Origin of the sequence: Treponema pectinovorum, from assembly GCF_900497595.1 — a bacterium.
Taxonomy (GTDB): domain Bacteria; phylum Spirochaetota; class Spirochaetia; order Treponematales; family Treponemataceae; genus Treponema_D; species Treponema_D pectinovorum.
Window position 1 is genome coordinate 387,197 of the sequence record NZ_UFQO01000001.1, and the last position, 20,953, is coordinate 408,149.

Annotated in this window: 15 protein-coding genes; 3 read left to right on the forward strand and 12 right to left on the reverse strand. The window is 37.4% G+C overall.

All coding sequences use genetic code 11. The annotated features are described in order from the left end of the window. Nucleotides 1-11: 11 nt before the first annotated feature. The 4 genes from FXX65_RS01740 to FXX65_RS01755 all read right to left on the reverse strand — a co-directional run bounded on the left by FXX65_RS01740 (nt 12) and on the right by FXX65_RS01755 (nt 7,904). Nucleotides 12-962 (reverse strand): lipoprotein, encoded by a 951-nt coding sequence (locus tag FXX65_RS01740; protein ID WP_342781504.1) that lies wholly within the window; start codon nt 960-962, stop codon nt 12-14. Beyond that, the gene (ileS, locus tag FXX65_RS01745; protein ID WP_147614821.1) at nt 904-4,122 is read right to left on the reverse strand and encodes an isoleucine--tRNA ligase; all 3,219 of its coding nucleotides are present in this window, start codon (nt 4,120-4,122) and stop codon (nt 904-906) included. Before ileS ends, FXX65_RS01740 begins: the two co-directional genes overlap by 59 nt. A 339-nt stretch (nt 4,123-4,461) precedes the next feature. Next, nucleotides 4,462-5,499: a hypothetical protein gene (locus tag FXX65_RS01750; protein ID WP_147614822.1), complete on the reverse strand. Its 1,038-nt coding sequence runs from the start codon at nt 5,497-5,499 to the stop codon at nt 4,462-4,464. A 428-nt stretch (nt 5,500-5,927) separates the two neighbouring features. Beyond that, complete coding sequence (locus tag FXX65_RS01755; RefSeq protein WP_147614823.1) at nt 5,928-7,904, reverse strand: AMP-dependent synthetase/ligase; 1,977 nt, start codon at nt 7,902-7,904, stop codon at nt 5,928-5,930. A gap of 145 nt (nt 7,905-8,049) precedes the next feature. Here FXX65_RS01755 and thiI point away from each other — a divergent pair, with 145 nt between their 5' ends. Beyond that, nucleotides 8,050-9,291, forward strand: coding sequence for a tRNA uracil 4-sulfurtransferase ThiI (gene thiI / locus FXX65_RS01760; RefSeq protein WP_147614824.1), 1,242 nt, complete (start codon nt 8,050-8,052; stop codon nt 9,289-9,291). A 3-nt stretch (nt 9,292-9,294) separates the two neighbouring features. Here thiI and FXX65_RS01765 read toward each other — a convergent pair whose 3' ends face one another. The 3 genes from FXX65_RS01765 to FXX65_RS01775 are packed head-to-tail and all read right to left on the reverse strand — an operon-like array spanning nt 9,295 to nt 14,060. After that, nucleotides 9,295-11,109, reverse strand: a complete 1,815-nt coding sequence (locus FXX65_RS01765; protein ID WP_147614825.1) for a hypothetical protein — start codon at nt 11,107-11,109, stop codon at nt 9,295-9,297. Between the two features lie 21 nt (nt 11,110-11,130). After that, a complete protein-coding gene (locus FXX65_RS01770; protein ID WP_147614826.1) occupies nt 11,131-12,831 on the reverse strand; it encodes a hypothetical protein in 1,701 nt (566 codons plus the stop codon). After that, complete coding sequence (locus FXX65_RS01775; RefSeq protein WP_147614827.1) at nt 12,828-14,060, reverse strand: glycosyltransferase; 1,233 nt, start codon at nt 14,058-14,060, stop codon at nt 12,828-12,830. Before FXX65_RS01775 ends, FXX65_RS01770 begins: the two co-directional genes overlap by 4 nt. 59 nt (nt 14,061-14,119) lie before the next feature. Between FXX65_RS01775 and FXX65_RS01780 the strand changes: the two genes are divergently transcribed. Together FXX65_RS01780 and priA are read left to right on the forward strand one after the other, a co-directional pair. Further along, on the forward strand, nt 14,120-14,932 hold the full coding sequence (locus FXX65_RS01780) for a uracil-DNA glycosylase (RefSeq protein WP_147614828.1): 813 nt from the start codon (nt 14,120-14,122) through the stop codon (nt 14,930-14,932). A 3-nt stretch (nt 14,933-14,935) separates the two neighbouring features. Further along, a complete protein-coding gene (gene priA, locus FXX65_RS01785) occupies nt 14,936-16,978 on the forward strand; it encodes a replication restart helicase PriA (protein WP_147614829.1) in 2,043 nt (680 codons plus the stop codon). Nucleotides 16,979-16,988: 10 nt separating this feature from the next. Here the strand turns inward: priA and truA are convergent, their stop codons facing one another. Genes truA through cdaA form a run of 5 tightly spaced genes read right to left on the reverse strand, consistent with a single transcriptional unit; the run spans nt 16,989 to nt 20,952 of the window. Continuing rightward, nucleotides 16,989-17,762 carry a tRNA pseudouridine(38-40) synthase TruA gene (gene truA / locus FXX65_RS01790; RefSeq protein ID WP_147614830.1) on the reverse strand — a complete coding sequence of 258 codons (774 nt, stop codon included), beginning with the start codon at nt 17,760-17,762 and terminating at the stop codon, nt 16,989-16,991. An 11-nt stretch (nt 17,763-17,773) separates the two neighbouring features. Continuing rightward, nucleotides 17,774-18,682, reverse strand: coding sequence for a DUF2225 domain-containing protein (locus FXX65_RS01795; RefSeq protein ID WP_147614831.1), 909 nt, complete (start codon nt 18,680-18,682; stop codon nt 17,774-17,776). A 53-nt stretch (nt 18,683-18,735) separates the two neighbouring features. Then, nucleotides 18,736-19,125 (reverse strand): holo-ACP synthase, encoded by a 390-nt coding sequence (gene acpS / locus FXX65_RS01800; protein ID WP_147612391.1) that lies wholly within the window; start codon nt 19,123-19,125, stop codon nt 18,736-18,738. Then, nucleotides 19,122-20,159 (reverse strand): CdaR family protein, encoded by a 1,038-nt coding sequence (locus FXX65_RS01805; protein ID WP_147614832.1) that lies wholly within the window; start codon nt 20,157-20,159, stop codon nt 19,122-19,124. Before FXX65_RS01805 ends, acpS begins: the two co-directional genes overlap by 4 nt. After that, a complete protein-coding gene (gene cdaA, locus FXX65_RS01810; protein WP_147614833.1) occupies nt 20,134-20,952 on the reverse strand; it encodes a diadenylate cyclase CdaA in 819 nt (272 codons plus the stop codon). The genes FXX65_RS01805 and cdaA overlap by 26 nt, the downstream gene beginning before the upstream one ends. Nucleotide 20,953 lies beyond the last annotated feature (1 nt).

Sequence of the window (20,953 nt, forward strand, 5' to 3'; positions counted from 1 at the left end):
CGTTTTCTAAATTATTTTATCAAATTCAGCAACTGATTATATGTAAGGGAAATGTCCGTAATCTGCACGGAAGTTTCTCCTGTCTGAACTATTTTTGCAGGAACTGGAAAGAGTGCAAGTTTTAACATCTTTACGCTTGCCTTTGCAACTGCACTACTAGAAAGAATTAAATCTAATTTCAAGGCAAAAGTTTTATCGGCATTTGACTCTACAAGGCTTCCGCTCAAAGTTACAAGACCTAAGCTTACAACCTTGCCCAAAAAATTTTTTACAAAAGCTGCTGGATTTTGAGAATAAAAGCGAATCTCTCTTCCATCGTTATCTTTTAAAAAATTATAAATTTCGTCAGACAAAACTTTTGAGTCTTCAGAATCCTGAATTTCTTCTGCCTTTAAAATCAACCTTCGCTGTTCGCTTACATAACGCTTTAAAATGGGAGCAACATTTGCCGCTACAAACAAAACAGAAGATTCAGGACTTGCAACTTGAATTCCAAACTGTTCAGAAGAATAGTATTCCATAGGCAGTGCCGTTTGAGTCGAAAGGCTTTGTTTCCAGCCTTTTTTTTCTGCTAAAGCGATATTTAAACCTATTTTTGGATAACTTCCTTCAAGCGCAATTTGAAATTCTCCGTCGGAATTTGTAGAAATCGCTATGTTTTTTGAGCGACTTGCTATCGTTTTTGCATCGCCTTCTTTCATTCCAGCCATTTTTACCATCGCATACTCTACGAATTTTTGGTTTGAATTTGCAGGAATATAGATTAAAAAAGGAGCGTCACCATCAATCAAATTCAAAATATCAACTGGCTCTATTTTTGGAGTTGATTTACATGAAAAAAAAGATAACACAAAAAAAAGAGAGGTAAAAAGGATTTTTCCCTTTAAAAACCTCCCCGAATTTTTACACTTTTGCAATGCTCGCACTCCAAGTTTTGTCATCAGCGTCGATTGAACTTGCATCACAAAGGTTTTGACACCACTCCTGTCGCTTTGTAAGTGTTGTCGAAGAGATTAAATCCTCAAACATTTCAAAAGCGGCTTTTAAAGTTTCATCTCCACTGACTTTCAATTCGATAAAATCTTGAACAGTAAGACCTTTTTCCTTTCTCAAAGCCTGAATTCCACGTATTAAATCGCGCACATAGCCTTCTTTTTTAAGCGAATCGGTAACTTTTGTTTCAAGACCAACAGTTATTGTTCCGTCATTTATAACTTTTAAATCTTCTTTTTCTGTTCGCTCAACTATTATCTTCTGGCTGTCGAGTTCAATCTTTTGCCCTTCAACTTCTATCGAAACAGTTTTTCCAGCCAAAACAGCTGCAATATCAGCATTTGAAAGAGTTGTTATGATTTGAGCAGCGCTCTTCATCTTTGCACCAAGTTCTTTTCCAAGAGTGCGGAAATTCGCCTTTGCCGAATACTGAACTAGTTCATCCTCCCTTTCGTGAAAATGAACGCTTTTTACGTTTAACTCTTCGGCAATCGCATCCTGCATATCTTCCAAAACTTTTCGTTCTTCTTTATCCAAAGTTACGATTTCTGCTGATGAAAGTGGCTGGCGATTTTTTAAGTTAAATTGATTTCGCAAGGAACGTCCCATTGAAACTGCCTTTTGAACTGTTGCCATTTTAAATTCCAAAACAGTATCGCGCTTATTCTCGTCAGATTCAGGATAATCCATCAAATGCACGGATTCCTTATCTTCTGGGAGTTTTAAATTCTGCCACATCTCCTCCGTTAAAAAAGGAATAAAAGGTGCTGCTGTAAGACAAAACGCTCTCAACACGCTGTAAAGGGTTTCGTATGCTTCTGTCTGGTCAAGAGAATTTTCATTTCTTGAAAAACGCTTTCTCGAACGGCGGATATACCAGTTGTTCAATTCACCAATAAAACTTACCAGAGGATCGATTGCAGAACTTAAATCGTAAGCATCCAAAGCAACAGAAACATCTTTTATCATCTTTTGGGCAACGGAAATTATCCATGCATCCATAGGATTTTGCGGATTTTTGTCGTCAAAATAATGTCCTGTAGATTTGTAGCCTTCCACATTTGAATAGCTTATAAAAAAGTTGTATGCAGACCAGAGTGGAATTATTATATTTTTTAAAACGTCGCGAACTCCGTTATCTGAATAGCGAAGGTCATCTGCTTTTACAACCGCAGAATGCGTTAAAAACAAGCGCAGAGCATCGGCTCCAAATTTGTTTATCGCATCAACTGGGTCTGTGTAATTGCGCAAAGATTTTGACATCTTCCTTCCGTCTTCTGCAAGAACAAGTCCGTTTACTATGCAATTCTTAAATGCAGGTTTGTCAAAAAGATGGCTTGCAAGAATTGTCAAAGTGTAAAACCAGCCGCGAGTCTGATCCAAACCTTCAGAGATAAAGTCTGCCGGAAAGTGATTTTCAAAATATTCTTTATTCTCAAAAGGATAGTGCTGCTGTGCATAAGGCATTGAACCAGATTCAAACCAGCAGTCAAAAACTTCTGGAATTCTGTGCATTGTGCCAGTTTTGCATTTTGGACAGGTAAAACTTATCTTATCTACAAATTGTTTGTGCAAGTCATCAGGATAAACTCCAGATAAATCCTTTAATTCCTGCCGTGAGCCAACACAAAGCGAGTGCTTGCAGTCTGCGTTGTCGCATCTCCAGATTGGAATAGGGTTTCCCCAATAACGATTACGACTTACAGCCCAGTCGCGACTTCCTTCGAGCCACTTTCCAAAACGTCCTTCTTTTATGTGCGAAGGCTGCCAGTTGATTTGAGAATTTGCACGCAAAAGATTGTCGTGATAATCTGCAACCTTTACGAACCACGAACCTATTCCACGATAAATAAGAGGACTTGAACATCTCCAGCAATGTGGATATGAGTGTTCATACTGCTCTTTTTTTACAAGTTTCTTTTCTAATTTTAAGCGTTCTGTCAAATCCTTGTCGCAGTCTTTTACAAATCTTCCTTCAAAATCCGGCACTTCTTTTGTAAACTTACATTCAGCATCTATTGGCTGGATATTTGGAATTCCTGTTCCTTGAAAAATCTTATTGTCGTCTTCGCCAAAAGCTGGAGCAATGTGTACTATTCCAGTTCCATCTTCTGTAGAAACATAATCCGCATTGAACATCCTGAATGCACCCTGTTTGCATTCCTGTTTTGAAATCTCAGAGCACTTTGAAGGCTCACTCAAATAAGCAAAATAAGGGAAAAGAGGTTCATAAGTCGTTCCAACAAAATCGATTCCCTTTTTTCTAGCGAGGATTTCATATTCATCTTGATTTTTATAATAGGAAGAAAGCCTTGCTTCTGCCATTACATAATAGTCGCCAGACGCTTTGTCTAAAATCTTAACATAGTCAATTTCAGGTCCCATACAAAGACCAAGGTTTGAAGGAAGAGTCCAAGGCGTTGTAGTCCAAGCCAAAAAATAAGTTCTTCCATTTTCTAAATCCAAATCTTTTAAAGGCGAAGGAGCTTTTAAAATCTTAAAACGAACGGTTATCGCTGTATCTTTTACATCTTTGTAGCCTTGTGCAAGTTCGTGAGTCGAAAGCACAGTCGCACAGCGAGGGCAATAAGGCAAAATATATTGACCTTCATATATTAGTCCTTTGTCCCAAAGCGATTTTGCAACCCACCATATGCTTTCCATAAAATCTGGATTCATAGTCTTATAATCGCGGTCAAAATCAACCCAGCGACCCATGCGGGTAATCGTTTTTTTCCATTCGGCAGTATATTTTAAAACCGAAGCCTTGCACTTATCGTTAAAGTTTCCTATTCCGTAGGCTTCAATTTCGTGTTTTGAATTTATACCGAGTTCTTTTTCTATCAAATTTTCTACAGGAAGCCCATGGCAATCCCAGCCAAAACGGCGGTCAACGTGCTTTCCTTTCATAGTCTGGTATCGAGGAATTATGTCTTTTATCGTCGATGGAATAAAATGTCCAAAATGAGGAAGTCCTGTCGCAAAAGGAGGACCGTCAAAAAATACAAATTCTTCGTCTTTCGAGCGTTGCTCCAAAGATTTTTTAAATGTAGAGTTCTTCTCCCAAAACTTTAAAACTTCTTCTTCCTGTTTTGGAAAATCTGGTTTTGGATCTACTGGTGTGTACACGGTTAGCCTCTTTATGTTTGATAATCTAAAAAATTATAATGAAAACTCCATATTTAGACAATTATTCACATTTTTATTGTAAACAAGTTTTTGTATTTTAGAATTTTTTTATGGGCGGCTTTTTGCTCCACTTGCGTTTCACAAAAATCGGGCTTTACGTGGTTCCGCTTGCGCTCCAGCCTCCTCGCTCGCTGCGGTTGGCCGCATTCGCGCCACTCCAATCCCTGCCGCTTTGTTGCACAAGAGGTGCAACCTACAACCAATGCAGACAGTTTTGCAAAAAACTGTCCATCAAAGAAAAACACGGAGGTTTTTCTTTGACGCCAATCCCCTGCCGCATCATTTATGAATGTCAAGGTTTCGTTTATTCCAAGTGTATGGATTGTATTTTTCCAGTTCGCTTATCTCTTTCCAATGAAAATCAATATCGTTTACAGGAAAAATATTTCTTACAGGTGGATGTCTTTTTGAATTGTTTTCTTCAACAATTTTTTGAAGCTGTTCCTGATTTTTACTTCCTGGCACAAATACAAGATACGGATTTCCGTACGCATAAATTTTATTTTCTTTGTCAGTTATAAAATCATACGGAAGGATAGAAGATTTTTGAACATTCCTTATTTTTTTGCTACGACCAGTTGTACAGGTATAAAGCCTTCCAGAAGTCTGAATGTATTTTGGAACTTGAAAAGTTTTTTCATCATCGGAAAAATCTGCAATTTCTTTGGTATTTTCAACATCGCAAAGCCAATACCTTATGCTATAAACAGAAGAGCCGTCAACAAAATAACAAAGCAGTTCTTTTTTTATTACAGGAGGCGAAATTGTAATGCCAGAGGACGTTCCCATATCCAGCAAAAAATATTTTTCGTTTATAGGTGCTTCATCTTCTAATGAATAATTTTGCCGCAAGAAAAAATTTAAATAGATTTTGTCTTCGATTTTTGCGAATGGAATATATACCATTTCTTTTTGACTTGGATATTTTACACAAAGCGAATAGCAGCCTTCGTTTTTAGAAGAAGTTTCACCAAAGGTTTTAAATGAAATTTCGATATTTTCAGGATTAGAAGAAGTTGTATTGTTCCTGTCGCGGCTTGAAATTTGAGAATAAGAAGATTCTTCACTTGCACGGTCGTTGTACCAGGAATAAAAAACTCTAAGAACGCAGGAAAATCTGCTTTCTTTTCCCGAAAACAAGATTAGCCTGTCCCTGCCCTGCCAAACTCCCTGCAAAGAGCTTGGAACCTCCTGCGAATAATCTTGAGAGTTTTCGTAGGCATTTTTGTAAGGAAGATTTATTCCGCGTTCAAGGGCAAAAGACCTAAAGGTAAAAAAAATAAAGATGATAAAACCAAACGAAAAAAACTTTTTCACGACAAGATTATAGTTAAAAAAAACTGATTTTTCTAGCGGTTGTTTTTGTACACGATAGCGGCAGGGGCTACTTGTAGCATCGCACCCCGTTGAGAGAATACGGCAGGGTCTACTTGTAGCCCCGCTACCCGCCTGCGAGCTACAGCGCCAGGGATTGGAGTTTCAAGAAAACTTCCGTGTTTTCTTGAAACGGACAGTTTTTTTTGCAAAACTGTCCGCATTGGTTGTAGGTTGCACCTCTTGTGCAACAAAGCGGCAGGGTCTACTTGTAGCCCCGCTACCCGCCTGCGAGCTTCCAACGGCAAGGGATTGGAGTGGCGCGAATGCGGCCACCGCAGCGAGCGAGGAGGCTGGAGCGCAAGCGGAACCACGCAAAGCCCGATTTTTGCGAAACGCAAGTTGAGCAAAAAGCCGCCCGTATCCTTAACTTATTTTTCTGCAAACATCTTTTTGAGTTCTTTTTTGTAAATTTCTACAATCTGGTGTCGCATTAGTTCCTGCTTCATATTTATCTCTTTTCCTATCTGGAAACTTTGAGTTAAAAGTTTAAATTTGAAGATTCGCTCACACGCTCTAAAACCTGCTTTTGCATTTACACAAGAATCAATTTCTGTTCTAAAGAGATTTTGAATTTCGTTTGTTTCCAAAAGATTTTCGTAGTTATCGTAGAGAATAGAATTTTCTTCTGCGTAATTGATAACATTTGCTTGATCTGGACAGATAAGCGCACCTATAAATTTTTGATCCTGCCCAACAACCACACTGCGCTCTACATAAGGCGAAATATTTATCGCTTTTTCTATTCCCTGCGGCTCGATATTTTCGCCACCAAGAAGAACGATTGTATCTTTTGCCCTGCCGACGATTTTTAATTCCTTGTCATAACTTATCATTCCAAGGTCGCCAGTGTTCATCCAACCTTCGCTATCTATAACTTTGTCCGTTAAATCTTGCCTTTTGTAGTAGCCTTTCATAACCTGTCGGCCTTTTACCATTACAAGTCCGCGTTTTCCTGGTTTTAATGGTGTAGAGTTTACAGGCTCACCATTTTTCTCTTTTACGATTTTTACTTCATTGCTTGGGAATATGAGACCAACATTGTTTGAGCGAGTTTTTTTTGAATTGCAAACAGAAACAACTGGTGCAGTTTCTGTCATTCCGTAACCTTCCATCAATTTAAAGCCAATCGCATGGAAAAACGCTTCTGTGTTTGGCTGCAACGCACCACCACCAGAAATCGCCGCCCTCATTTTTCCGCCAAATTTTGATCTTATTTTTTTAAATACGAGATTTTCTGCTGCAAAGTTAGGAAGCCAAAGCAAGATGTAAGGGATAATTCCAATAATCGTTGCAAGGAAGCGCGGATACCATTTAAAGCGGCATCTCAAGCCAAAAACCAGTTCCTTTGCTTTGTAAAATTGTTTTCCGATGTAAACTGCTGTAGAAAATTCCCACTGCTTGATTCCACTCTGTTTTTTTACTTCTCTAAAAAGCCCCTGAGCAACAGATTCCCAAAGACGAGGAACTCCATTCATCCACTGTGGTTGAATTTGAGCCATATCCGAAAGCATTATAGATGCGATTGGCTTTGAATATGCAAAGCCTCCTTCCAAAGCGACAACCATATACAAAAATGCCCTTTCAAAACTGTGCCAAATAGGAAGAACTGTAAGCCAAATATCGCCCTTTTGCATGAGTCCAAGGCTGTGATGTGCAACTTCGCACTGTGCCATGTAGTTATCGTGAGTAAGCTGAACTCCCTTTGGAAGTCCTGTTGTTCCAGATGTAAAGATGATAGTTGCAAGGTCGTCGCCTGATATTGTCTCCATCTCATCTTCGATTTTTTGCCAGTCTTCTGTTGAAATTTCAACTCCAGAACTTTCAAGAAAATGAAAATTTACAACTTCTATTCCACAAGCTTTTGCTTTTTCAACCAATTCCTGCTCTGGATAATCGAATAAAATAGCAGTCTTTAAAAGTGGAACTTCTTCAACTTTTTCCAGCACTTTTTCTAACTGGCGTCCGTTTTCAAAAAAACTGTACTTGCATTCTGCAAAATTCAAAATAAAGCGAATTTCCACGCCCATAGAATCGCATCCACGCGGAACATCTACAGCACCAAGACAAAGCAACGCATAATCGCTTATGAGCCATTCACGGCGGTTATCGCTTATAAAGCCTACATGGTCGCCTCGTTTTATTCCAAGTTTTTTTAAACTGTAAGCCATCTCTATTATGTGCTGATAAACCTGAGAATAGCTGTAGCGAACAAAAACTCCGCTCTTATTCTTTACCGCCTGTAACGTAAAATTTGGAATCTTTTTTACCTTTTCTCGCAGCATAACTGGAAGGTTTTTGCCCAAAGTTTTATCGAATGTTGTATCTGGAAATATTTTTTCTATCATAATAGAAATGACATTATCACAAAAAATGTCATTTTGACAATATAATTTTTCAAGTATTTTTACTTTTTGCAAACTTTACGATGATTTTACAGACAAGTTTTACAATATGGAATTTCAGTTATCTTTTTGATATATTTTGTCTGCTATGATTACTTATTTAGGAAAACTCGGAGAATTATCTTTAAAAGGTTCAAATTTAAAGCAATTTGAAGCCTTGCTTCTAAAAAATACAAAAAATTATCTTCTTTCTATAGAATCTAAAGTCAGGTTAAGTTCTGGTCGGCTATACATAGAATGCGAAGAAAAAGATAAAGATGCTGTTGAGTTCACCTTAAATCATTTGATTGGTATTACTGGTTGGGCTAAAGCAAAAGTTGTAGAAAAAGATATTAAAAAAATTCAAGATGAAATTTTAATCCTCGCTCAGAAAGCAAAAGACGACGGTGCTAAAACTTTTAAAATTGAAGCAAAGCGAAGCGACAAAACTTTTCCGCTCGACAGTTACGGCATAATGAGAGAAGCTGGGAATCTGGTTTTTGATGGTGGAATTTTAAGCGTAGATGTTCACAATCCTGATATAACTTTTACAGTTGAAATTCGAGACAAAGCTTATGTTTATAGCGATTCTATAAAAACCTGCCGAGGGCTTCCTGTAGGTTCTAGCGGTAAAGGGCTCTTGCTTTTAAGCGGAGGTTTAGACAGTCCTGTTGCAGGATACAGAATGATGCGCCGAGGTATGATAGTTGAATGCATATATTTTCATTCTTATCCTTATACTTCAAAAGAGGCTCAGGAAAAAGTTGAATCTCTTGCCGAGACTCTTTCGTTTTTTGGTTTAAGAACACACTTGAATATAATTCCTTTTACCCAAGTTCAAATGCAGATAAAGAAAAAATCTCCAGAAAACTACACCACTTTAATGCTTAGAATGTGCATGATGAAAGTTGCCTCTATGCTTGCAAAAAAAATTGAAGCAGACTGCCTCATAACTGGCGAAAGCCTTGGTCAAGTTGCAAGCCAGACAATACAAAATATGGCTGTTACAGAGCATGCTTGTAGCCTTCCGCTTTTGAGGCCGCTTGTAGCCCTCGACAAAGAAGAGATAATCCAAACCGCAAGAGAAATAGGAACTTATGAAACTTCAATTCTTCCTTATGAAGATTGCTGCGTTTTATTCAGTCCAAAACATCCTATATTAAGAGCAAAATTAAGCGAAGCCGACGAGATTTTTAAAAATCTTGAAGTTGATGAATTGCTCCAAAAAGCGTTTGACGAGCGACAGTTAAAGCGATATGAAGTTGCAGGTTTTGTTGCAGAAAAATGGGGCACAAAGGAAAACCGTGAGCGCCTCATAGCAACAAACGGCATCCTCATTCCTAAAGATTAGGATTTAATAAGTATATCTAAAACCGACTGTTATGTAATGATTTACGCGGTCGCGAAGAGCGTCTATCCAATCTTGCTTTTGATTTTTTGCAACGTCTTTTGCGGCGTCTTTCATTTCATTGTAACTATGATATGTATTTCCGTTAAAAGTAAAATTGGTATCGCTGTTTTTGATATATCCTAAGCCCTTATAAACATTGTTATTAACACCAGAGTTTCGTACATATTCAAAAGTGTAGCTTGCAAACAGCGTCAATAAGCCATGCTTTGTCTTAGGAAAATCAAATTCGCCATCAAAACCTGCCTGCAAAATTCCAAGTTTGTGGTCAGAAGTCATAAAACCAAGATTTTCCCATGCTTGCTCAACATGTTTGCCAAAATCAGAGCCTTCGTTAGAAAACATCTGGTGCATATGTACGCTTCCGTCGGTTGTATATTGGTTAGGTTTTGCAAGCACATATTCTGCAGCATCGTCTTCTCCAAATGCTTCTGCAGAATTTGAATGGCGTATAAAGTTTGTGCGAAAATTCATCCTGAAAAAAGAAGTAGGCTCAAAAGATGCAGAAAAAGAAACCTTGTCGGAATTTGGATCTAAGGATGAACCTATATTAACACCTGCGTTGGTATAGTTTTGATAGTTGACGGTTTTTCCGTCGATATATCCAGAATCATCACTTTTATAATCCCAGTGTGCGTACACGTAGGGCAAAACCATCTGATAGTTCAAACTAATCCTTTTGCAAGCATTGTCCACTGGCGAAAAAATAAGACCTGTCTGCCCTGCGACTCTTATCTTTGTGTCAAAATTCAATTTTACAATGTCATTGACTTCTAAATCGTCTACAAAAATATCGGTTGCCCATTCAAGCCCCATAACGGGTCTTACCTGTAAAAAAAGTCCCATCTGCAAGTTATCGTTAGCACCGCCTATGTTCTGCACAGGCATAAAAGGAACAGGAAAAAGATATGCAAGATTTGTTTTAGGACCAAAAATCACATTTTCATAATACGAAAGCTCCACATAGCGATTAAAGCGATATTTTATTACATGAAAACTCAAATATTTTCCGTCATTCAGAGAATCGTATGCAGAAGGATTATTCATGCTTGCGCCTAAAATTTCAAACGAAGAAGCGTAACTCCATTTTTTTCGTGTAAGGCTGAAAATTATGTTTGCACTGTGAAAAGTCGTATCATTCAATGCAAGTCCGTCGTCTAAAAAAGAGCCGTAGCCTGTTTTACTGATTCCAGCTGTAACATAAGCGTTTTGAGTTCCAAAAGAAAGGTTCATATTCCAATCCAAATAGGCATCTATTGGACCTACACTTACAGCATCAAAAATTGAATCTTCAGCTTTGTTTTTGTAATAAGGAGCAATATCAGAATAATCGGTAACTTCCGCATACATTCCAAGGTCGTATCCAAGAAAAACCATAGGATGAAAAGAAACCTCTCCTGCAATTCCCATCTCGCCTTCTACATTTTTTGTCCCAGATTTTACATCTTCTGTGCGATTTTCAGTTGCCTTATATTCTCCAGCGCCTGTTACATATATTGAGTACGATTTTCCAAAAATTCTCTCATATTCTGCCAATGCGATTTCTGCATCCTTTTTTATGCCAGAATTTATAACCTGCTCCAAAACGCTCCTTATAACGTTATTTGGATAAGGCCTTATAAGAGGAAGTGGCTGTATATATCCTTTTAATTCCCAACCTTGAGCGTGTTTATAAAAACGATCCGTAGGGTCAACAGAAACCTGTGCAAAGATAAAATTGAAAACCAAAACAAAAACACAGCAAAAAAAAATTTTTTTCATAGGTGATGATTATACTCCGTATCAGTATTTTATTGAACAAGCAAGAGCAAACTCAAATGCAGATTTTACAACGGCACTTTTATGAGCGTGATTGAATATCAAAACGTATGAAGGCTGGAAAGTGCAATCAAAGTGAGGATTGAATGCGTAACTTGCCTTTACAGATATTCTGTTTACAAATTCTGGAATTCCTGTTGGTGTTACAAGACTTTGACGCCTTTTTGCTTCTGCTTTACTCATCCTGTCGGAATCTGGGTAGCACCAATCTGTGGGATAATCATTTCCTGTATAAAGACCACCCCAAGCATAAGAGCCAGAACTCGTCTTCATACTCGTAAATACATTTGTTCCAGACATTTCGCCCCTAGCCATAAAAAGATATAACAAGTCAACAACCCATTTTTGAGGAATTTCATATCCAACTTTTGCTTCAAAAGAAATAGTATCAGGACCAAACGGAGAGCCTACCCATTCATAAAAAGGATAGCGTTTACTTCCCATGTTTTCTGCATAGGTTTTTACCAAAGACCAGTTTGGACTTTCTTTGATGTAAAGATACGGTTCAGCATAACTTCCTTCAAAACTAAAAGTGAATCTTCCATTTTTGTATGGAAGAACGTAAATTCCTCCAAGTTGACCTCCACGTCCATTTGGAGTTGTATCGTCTGGATAATTTGAAGTTTCAAAATTGGTCTGGAATTGTGTCATCGCATACAATCCGTAAAGTTTTAAATTTTTTACAGGAATATATTGAACTTTTATGCCCAGGTATGCGCTGGTGTGAGATTCAGAATCGTAACTTGAACGGTCATATTCGCGCCAGGGTGCCATTCCATGAAAAATCGTCAGAGGATTTAAAAATCGAAGTTCTAAAGGAGCGTTGACTAACATTCCTTCTAAAACCGAAAAAGTAATTTTTTGAAAAAATCGTGCTTCAAGCAAATGAGTGTACATGTATTTGTCTACATTAAGCTGGCTTACAACTGCGGTGTATTTTAGGTTTGGAGAATACGCCTGCATTTGTGCATAAGAAATGCCAGTCAAATGTCTTGACCAAATCATAGAGCCTGCAAGAGTGTTTCCTATAGAACGCGAACCTTTTCCTATTTGAAAACCAATTCCTGTTCGTTTTGAAAATTTATACCCTGTAGAAAAATATCCTTCATCAGGAAAATTTATATCAATTTGATCTGCACTTAGCATTAAATTTGTGCGAGTATCATGTAGAATCGTGGTATTTTTATTCATTCCAAGCAAAAGATCCATCTTCATAGTAAAGATGTCTGCACACGAAATTGAAAGAGGAGCATAGATAAAGGGCTTTCTAAAATATCTGTCATAAATCCAGTTGATTTCTTCATTAGATTTATAAAATGCTGATAAATTAAGAGAGGGCTCAAATCCCAGTTGCAACAAGTCTGAATTGAACCCTATTGGTTCGTATTCAAAATAAGAAAAAATTTTTTGCAATTCTTTTTTGCCGCTTTCGCTCAAATTTTCTTCATCAACTTCGTCCAAATAGGTTTTTAATTCTTGAATCGTCAAAGGAGCGCTGTCGCTAAAATTTACAAGAGAACTTTCCATAAAGACAGACTGTGCGCTGTCGTAAATCCAATGCCCTGCAGGTATTAACTCCTGATTTCCCCTTGCAAATAAAAAGTTTTGAAAGAAAAAAACAGGTATTAAAAAAAATATTTTTGAGATTTTTTTGTGATTTTTCATTTTAGCCCCAAATTTTTTGAAATTCGATTTGCCAACGCTTTTTTATAGCAATCTATCAAAGTTGGAGTGAGGTTTGAAATTTTCCATTTTGAACCCCACTGTAGTGCTTCATTTATCTTTTTTTTGCGCAGATTTTGGTCGCTCAATAACAAATTTACTTTTTCACTAAATTCTTGAACATCGTCTTTTACCATAAATCCGCCGTTATCGCCCTGCATAACATCAAAAGTTCCAAGCTCGCCTATTGCAACAACAGGAAGCCCAGATAACATCGCTTCTACAGTTACAAGCCCCTGCGTCTCTGTTTTACTTGGAAAGACGAATACTGTTGCCATCTTATAAAAATAAATCAAATCTTCGCCGCCGATATACCCAGTAAAAAACACAAAATCTTTTAAATCTTGTTTTTCTGCAATTTCCTTTAGTTCTTCAAGATAAGGACCGTCGCCAACAAAAAGCAATGCAGTTTTTCTATCTTTTTTTTGAACTTCTTTTAAAACTTCATATAAAAACGAAAGATTTTTCTCTTTTGCAATTCTTCCGACAAAAAGCAAAATCTTTTTTCCTTTTATGCCCGGGCATTTTGAAAAGAGCCTTGCACGGATATTCATGCTGCGTGCAATGGAATATTTAAATTTTTCTTCTGGAATTCCTGTAGGAAGGATGTCTGGAACTTTTGAAATTCCGTAGCGCGAGACAACTCCTGCAATCCGCTGTGTAGGAGCGATTATCTCGTCTGCCCTTTTTAAATAATATTTTACAACTCCAGCGCCAATTTTTCTAAGGCTCGCACTCGGCAAAAAACTAACATAATTTGCAAGATAATCTTCCCACATTGTGTGAAAGGTATAAACACAGGCAATTCTTCTGTGTCTTGCATAAATCGAACCTAAATATCCAATTGTCCACTCTGAATTTAAATGAATTATATCAGGAGCGAATTTATCCAATTTTTTTTTGAGATAATACCAAGTATTCAAACGAACCATTCTATCTTCTTTAGAAAAGAGAATTGAAGATGATGGAATTCTTAAAATCTGAAAAGGAGACTTTGCATCGCTTTCTTTTTCGTCAAAAAATGCACTTTTTTGTTGTTCTTGGGAATATTCAAGACAGACTACGCAAACTTCATGCCCCAGTTTTGTAAGTGCTCCAGCATAGGATTTTACAGAAACAGAAACTCCGTTTATGCGAGGAAAATAAGCGTCCGTAAACATTGCTATTTTCATATTCCATTGATTTTATGGAAATATTGTTTAAATAACAAGTATTTGATATATTTTATAGGATGACCGCTCAGGAAAAAACTCAAATTTACACGCTTTTAAAAGTCGCTTCGGATTCTATAAACGGGTATCGCTCTTCTGCTTTTCCAGAAGAAATGCCGCAATTTACTGACGATGCTGATTTTGCAAGTCAAAAAAACTTTACTAAAATTTTTGCTGAGCAAACAACGGAGCTTTCAAATTCATTTGATTGCACTCAAAAAGAAAAAAGCAATCTTTCATCTTCCTCAATAGAAAATGTTATAGAAAGAATAAAAAATTGTAAAAGCTGTGCACTTTCAAAGACGAGACACAACACGGTTCCTGGAACTGGAGTTTTAAATCCGCTTGTGCTTGTAATTGGCGAAGGGCCAGGATACGAAGAGGATATGCAAGCGCTTCCTTTTGTAGGACCTGCAGGTCAACTTTTAGACAGGATGCTTGCCGCAATAAAACTCAGCCGCTGTTCTAATTCTTATATTGCAAACATAGTAAAGTGTCGTCCTCCGCAAAACAGAAATCCATATTCAGAAGAAGCCGATGCCTGCATTTCTTTTTTACATGAGCAAATCGAAATTTTAAAACCTAAAGCGATTTTATGTGCAGGAACTGTTGCTGCAAAAAATCTTTTAAAAACGGGTTTTGGAGTTACAAGATTGAGAGGCAGATTTTACGAATATTCAAACATCCCTGTTGCAGTAACCTATCATCCTAGTGCACTTTTGCGCGATGAAAATTTAAAACGAGATGCGTGGCAGGACTTAAAGATGTTCAGGCAAAAATTACTCGAAATAAATCCAAACTACGAATCTTCATATATTCCCTACGTTAAATAAAAAATGGCTCGATATCTTCAAGTAGCTTTAAATGTGCCGCTGCCACAGACTTTTACCTACCTCAACAATACAGACGATAACAAAAATCTTTTGGGTTGTAGAGTTGAAATAAAATTTGGAGCAAGAAAAACAAAAGGCTGTGTAATCGAAGAAAGCGATGAATTTCCCAAAAATTGCCCAGTTGAAGAAGAAAAATTGCGTCCAATAACAAAGGTCATAGATTCAAAACCAATTTTAAACACTCACCTTATAGAACTTGCAAAGTGGATTAGCCACTACTATGTGTGCTCCATCGGAGAAGCGGTGAGCGTCCTTTTACCTTCTGCAAAAAAAGAAAGTGAGATTGGCGGATTTTCATTTATAGATGAAATTTCAGATAAAAAAACAAACAAATTAAGCGAAGAGCAAAAAAAAGCGGTAGAAGATATTCTTTGGTCAAATTCAAAAACGAACCTTCACTATTTATATGGGCCTACAGGTTCTGGAAAAACAGAAGTCTTTTTGCAATGCGCACAAAAAATTCTGGAGCAGGAAAAAGGAGTAATCTATTTAGTTCCAGAAATTGCGCTTACAGGGCAGGTTATAGAAGCGGTTGTAAAAAGATTTGGTCAAACGGCAGCCGTTCTTCATTCTAATTTAACTGCAAGTCAAAAATTAAGCGAATATATGCGGATAATAAATCGCCAGGCTCGCGTAGTTGTCGGCGCAAGGAGTGCAGTTTTTGCCCCAGTTCCAGACCTTGGAATGATAATAATCGATGAAGAACACGACGGCTCATATAAATCATCTTCCACTCCACGATACCATGCAAGACAGGTTGCAATGTATCGAAGTGCAAAGTTACAAATTCCACTAGTTATGGGAAGTGCAACTCCAAGCGTAGAAGCTTGGTATATGATGAAGCAAAAAGTGATATTGCATCATTCTCTTACAAAAAGGCTTGCAGGCGGACAAATGCCCCACATAAAAGCCGTAAACCTCTCAAATGAACCTGCCGAAAGCACCTGTATAAGCGTCGAACTTGAAAAAGAGATGAATTTAGCACTCGAAGAAAAAAAGCAGACGATTTTATTTTTAAATAGGCGTGGTTTTACGCATTTTTATCGCTGCCACACCTGCGGGTTTGAATTAAAATGCAAAAACTGCTCAGTAAGCCTAACCTATCACAAAGCAGAAAACAGATTGCGATGCCACTATTGTGGCTGGTCTTCTCAACCTCCGCAGCAATGCCCACAATGCGGCTCGCTAGATGCAGGATATTCAGGTTTTGGAACGGAATTCATAGAAGCACAGGTAAGAGCAAAATTCCCAAATGCAAAAATCGTTCGAGTTGATACTGACAGCCTTACAAAGAAAGGTGAACTTCAAGAAAAACTTACAGCATTTAAAAAAGGCGAATACGATATAATGCTCGGAACGCAGATGGTTGCAAAAGGCTTGAATTTTCCGAATTTAAAGCTCGTCGGAGTAATACTTGCAGACACGAGTTTATATCTTCCAGACTTTAGGGCAGCAGAGAGGACTTTTGCCCTTATAACCCAAGTGTCTGGCAGAGCAGGAAGATTTTTTAAAGATGGAAAGGTTTTGGTTCAAACATATTCGCCGGAACGGCAGCCAATTTTGTATTCAGTGGAAAACCGCATAAAAGACTTTTATGAAGAAGAATTAAAAAATCGTCAAATGCTCAATTTTCCGCCGTTTTGCAGGTTGGTTCGTCTGGTTTTTAGAGCGCCAACGCCTTTTCAAGCAGAAAACGCGGCAACAGGAGCGGCAAAAATAATAAAAGATGAACTTTTAAGAATCTACCATTCGCCATTGAACGAAAATTTTACAAAAAAAATAAAAGATGAAGTCTCTCAAACGCAGATTTTAGGTCCTTCAGAATGCCCTATTTTTAAAATAGCAAAAAACTATCGCTATCAGATAATTTTAAAAGGAACAAATTTAGGTCTTATTCAAAAAATTGCTTCATTTCTCTTGTATAATTACACAAAACCGTCAGATGTGTATATCGAAATTGATGTTGATCCTGTGAGCCTTTTATGATGAATAAGTTTTAGACATGGCGGCGCAGTCCGTCAAATTTTACTTCGTACAAAAAAAGTCCCTTTGCAGGCGCTGTAGGTCCCGCTTTTTTTCTGTCATGGCTTTGAGCAACTTCTCTAAAAAAACTTGCGTCTTTTCCGAGCCTTTCAAAGTGAATCAAACTGCCTGTTATTGAGCGCACCATCTTCCACAAAAAAGCATTTGCTTCGATTTGAAAGACCAAAGTTTCTCCTTCATAAAAAAAATGGGCATCGTCTATAAAACGATTCATAGAAACGCTTTGGTCTCCTGCACTCGCAAAAGTTGAGCAATTCATCTCTCCACGCAAAACCTGTGCCATCTCGTTTAAAACTTTTATATCTGGCTTGTGCGATATATTCCATACGTAGCGCATCGAAGTTGCCGAGGGCGTTTGACTGCTTATAAAATATCTGTAAATGCGGCTCGTTGCACTGTACCTGCTTGAAAAATCGTCGCTTACAACGCTTGCATCCATTATACGAACATCATCTGGCAAAAGGCAGTTTAGCGCACGCGGATAATTTTCTATCGGAATTGAATCCACTGGAGAAAAAAAATTTGCCGCCTGTGCAAAGGCGTGAACTCCACTGTCCGTTCTTCCGCTTCCTTGTATTGAGATTTTTGTTTTATGCAATCTTTCCAGAGCAGTTTCTACAGTCTGCTGAACGGTTCTACAGGGTTTTCCTTTGTCTGCAAAATTTTGAGTCTGCCATCCGCAAAAATCGGTGCCATCATAAGAAATTTTAAGCAGTATGTTTCTCAAAATTTTCTCCGTCAATCGTCAACAGAAATGATATTCGCTTCGTTTAGGGTAGAAGTCAATTTATCGTAAAGGTCGCGCGATTTTTCCAAAAGTGGTCCTGGTTTTGATTTTGAAGATTTGCCGAGTCCAAAAATGCGGGCGATTGAACGCTTGTTTTCATCTAATTTTTTATAGCGCATCTGCATATCCTGCTGCTGACCATATTTAAACTCTAATAGAGAATTCAGATAGATGACTCCGTCATATCCGTAATTTTTATCTATATCAGGTCCAAAATTATTGACCTTTGCGATTGTTTCTATCCTTTTTGTTTCGTTTATCAGCGTTTGCTCGTAAAAAAACTGTGCTTTTCTGTAAAAAACTTCTGATGCATACAAAAAATTGTGATTGGGCACTGCATCGTCTAAATCTTTACAAAGCCAGGCAAGCCTTAAAGAAATCATCGCACGTTTTATCGTTGGAGCATAACCCAAGTCGACTTTTTCGTAACTTAAAAGTGCAAGATAATACATTGCAACTCCGTCTAGCAAAGTGCGCTCGCGAGTAAGCTCATAATACGGAAACATCGTATTTACTGATGTTTTTCGATTTTCGCTATCTTCGAGCAAAGCATTTAAAGAAGCATTATCGTTTATCTCTTCAAAATCTTTCCAGAAAAAAGCGGTATGACATTTTGGACAAGCACCAACCGAATAGATTAAAGGATATACTTTGCCGAATTTTTCGGAAGGTTCAAATTTTCTGTGCAGTTCATCGGTAAGCTCTCCTGCAATCATTCTTCCACCACCAGTAAGCATCTCTTCGCGCTCAAAAATTTTTTTGCATACAGGACAAGTACACTTATTCTTTGACCAATACGAAAGTTTTATCTTTTTGTCAGAATCAAGTGTTTTTTTTGATGAACTCGTGCGATATACCATAAGATTCGCTCCAAAAATCTATTTTTATTTCACGGAAAAACCGTTTTTTTATTCTAACTTAAAATCTCGATAATAACAAAAGCAACTGCATATTCTTTTTCATGGCTTATTGAAACTTGAATATTGTATTTTTGACCAAGTCTTTTATCTAAAATCGCTTTTGTATCTTTGCCAAATTTAAAATAGGGTTTTCCTTCTTCATTTTTTGCAAGATAAAAATCGTTTAAAGTTATTCCTGCAAAACCTGTACCCAAGGCTTTTACAAATGCTTCTTTTGCTGCAAAGCGCGATGCATAATGGCAAGTGCAAGCATAGACGTTTTTTTGCAAATCACGCGGATACTGTTCTTTTTCGTTAAAAAACCTCAGGAAAATTTTCGGATTTTTTATCCATTTTTCAAAACGACTGACCTTTGCAATATCAGTTCCCACCCCGTAAATCATATATCTCCACTGTTATTTTCAGTTTTTTCGGGTTTACTTTCTGGGATAATAGGATTTATTTCATCATTTAGTTTTTCTTCAAATTCGCCAGTTTTTGAAACTCTTTTTACATTCACTGTTATTTTTTGTTTGGACAAAGATTTTACAGTAAATTTTTCTGGCACAGAAACGATTATTGGAAGTTCATAAGTTCCAGTTTTTTCTATGGAGGAGCAATCTACGTACAAAGTTCCATAGGGAGGAACAAATTTTTCAAGTTCTGCAAGTGAACCTGCTAGTTGAATATCTGCAAATGATTGAGGTGAAACTTCAAAATCGTCTGAAAGACCAGAAAAACCGATTGAAACATTGCTAAACTTTTTTTCTGAAAAAATTGCAGCAATTTCTACAGTGGCAAAGATCTTCTGACTGTCTTTTAATTTTAAAAATGCACCTGGACTTTCAATGTCAACTTGAGTTTCAAAGGTCGTTTCTGCATTTTTTACAAAAATTCCCTTTGTCTGAACTCTGTTGCAGTTTAAAACCATAGAGCGAGGTCCATATATTTCTACGGTTTCAGGCTTTAAAGTTACCTTTTTAATTTCGTAACCGTATGCAACTTCTCCGTTTATAAGAGGTTTTACATTGACGAATCCTGAAATTTGCTCTTCAACCTTTAATTTTACTTCTTTAGGATAGACCATAACTTCCATCGTATCTAAAAGAAGCGCTTGTTGAGGCAAATCCACCAAAACAGGAATTGAATAAGTGCCATCTTTTGAAAGATAGTCCAAACTCAAATATGCAGAAATTTCGTTTTCTCTTATTGAAGCGATGTCTTCTGTTTTTCCTTTTAGAGTTATTTTTACAGTTGAAGGATAGTGCCCTGCCGGCGCAATGCCAGAAACAGATTTTATGCGCAAAGGCACTGTGAAAGAGCGTTTTTCCTGCATCGAAAGAGTGTAAAATATGTAAAGACACAAAGCTAAAAGAACACAGGCGGCTTTTACTGGCCAATTATCTGTCGCTTTATTTATAAATTCCCTTATTTTCATCTATAGTATCCTCAATAGTTTTTTGAGCTGCGGTCATATCCAGAAGTTTTTCAAGTTGCTTTGTTATCTGATTTGAATTTAAGTCATAATGCAACTGACTATCATACGCAAGGCTTATTGCTCCAGATTCTTCAGAAACTACTAAAACTACAGCGTCTGTTTGTTCACTTAAACCAAGTGCAGCTCTGTGTCTTGTTCCAAAGGTCTTTTTTATGTCGTACTGTTCGCTCAAAGGCAAAAAACAACCGGCAGAAATTATCTTTCCGTTTTGAACTATACAAGCCGCGTCGTGCAAAGGCGTGTCATGTCCAAATATTGTAACCAAAAGTGCACTGGAAAGATCCGCGTTTATCTTTGTTCCTGTTTCTATTATGTCGTCTAGCTTTGTATGCCTTGTAAAAACGACTAACATTCCTCTTTTCATTTTAGAAAGGATTTCCGCTGCGATTATTACAGTGTCCACATAGGTGTGCTTAGAGCGATTTCCGAAGGTGAACCACTGACTTTGACCAATTTTTAGGAACACTTTTCTAAGCTCTGGCTGAAAAACTATTGCAAAACAGATAACGATTCCAGGCGCAAGTTTTTGCAAAACCCAAAGAAGCATAGAAAGATGAAGTAGCAAGGCAAGTGCATAAGCCATAGCAACAACGATTGCAGCTTTTATGATTTGCAGTGCATTTGTCTTTACTATTATTTCGTAGGCTTTATAGAAAATAAAAGCCATTATCGCTATATCAAAAATCGGTCTAATAAAATCGTAAATCTTTACGAGGTTTTCAAAAGCGTTCAAT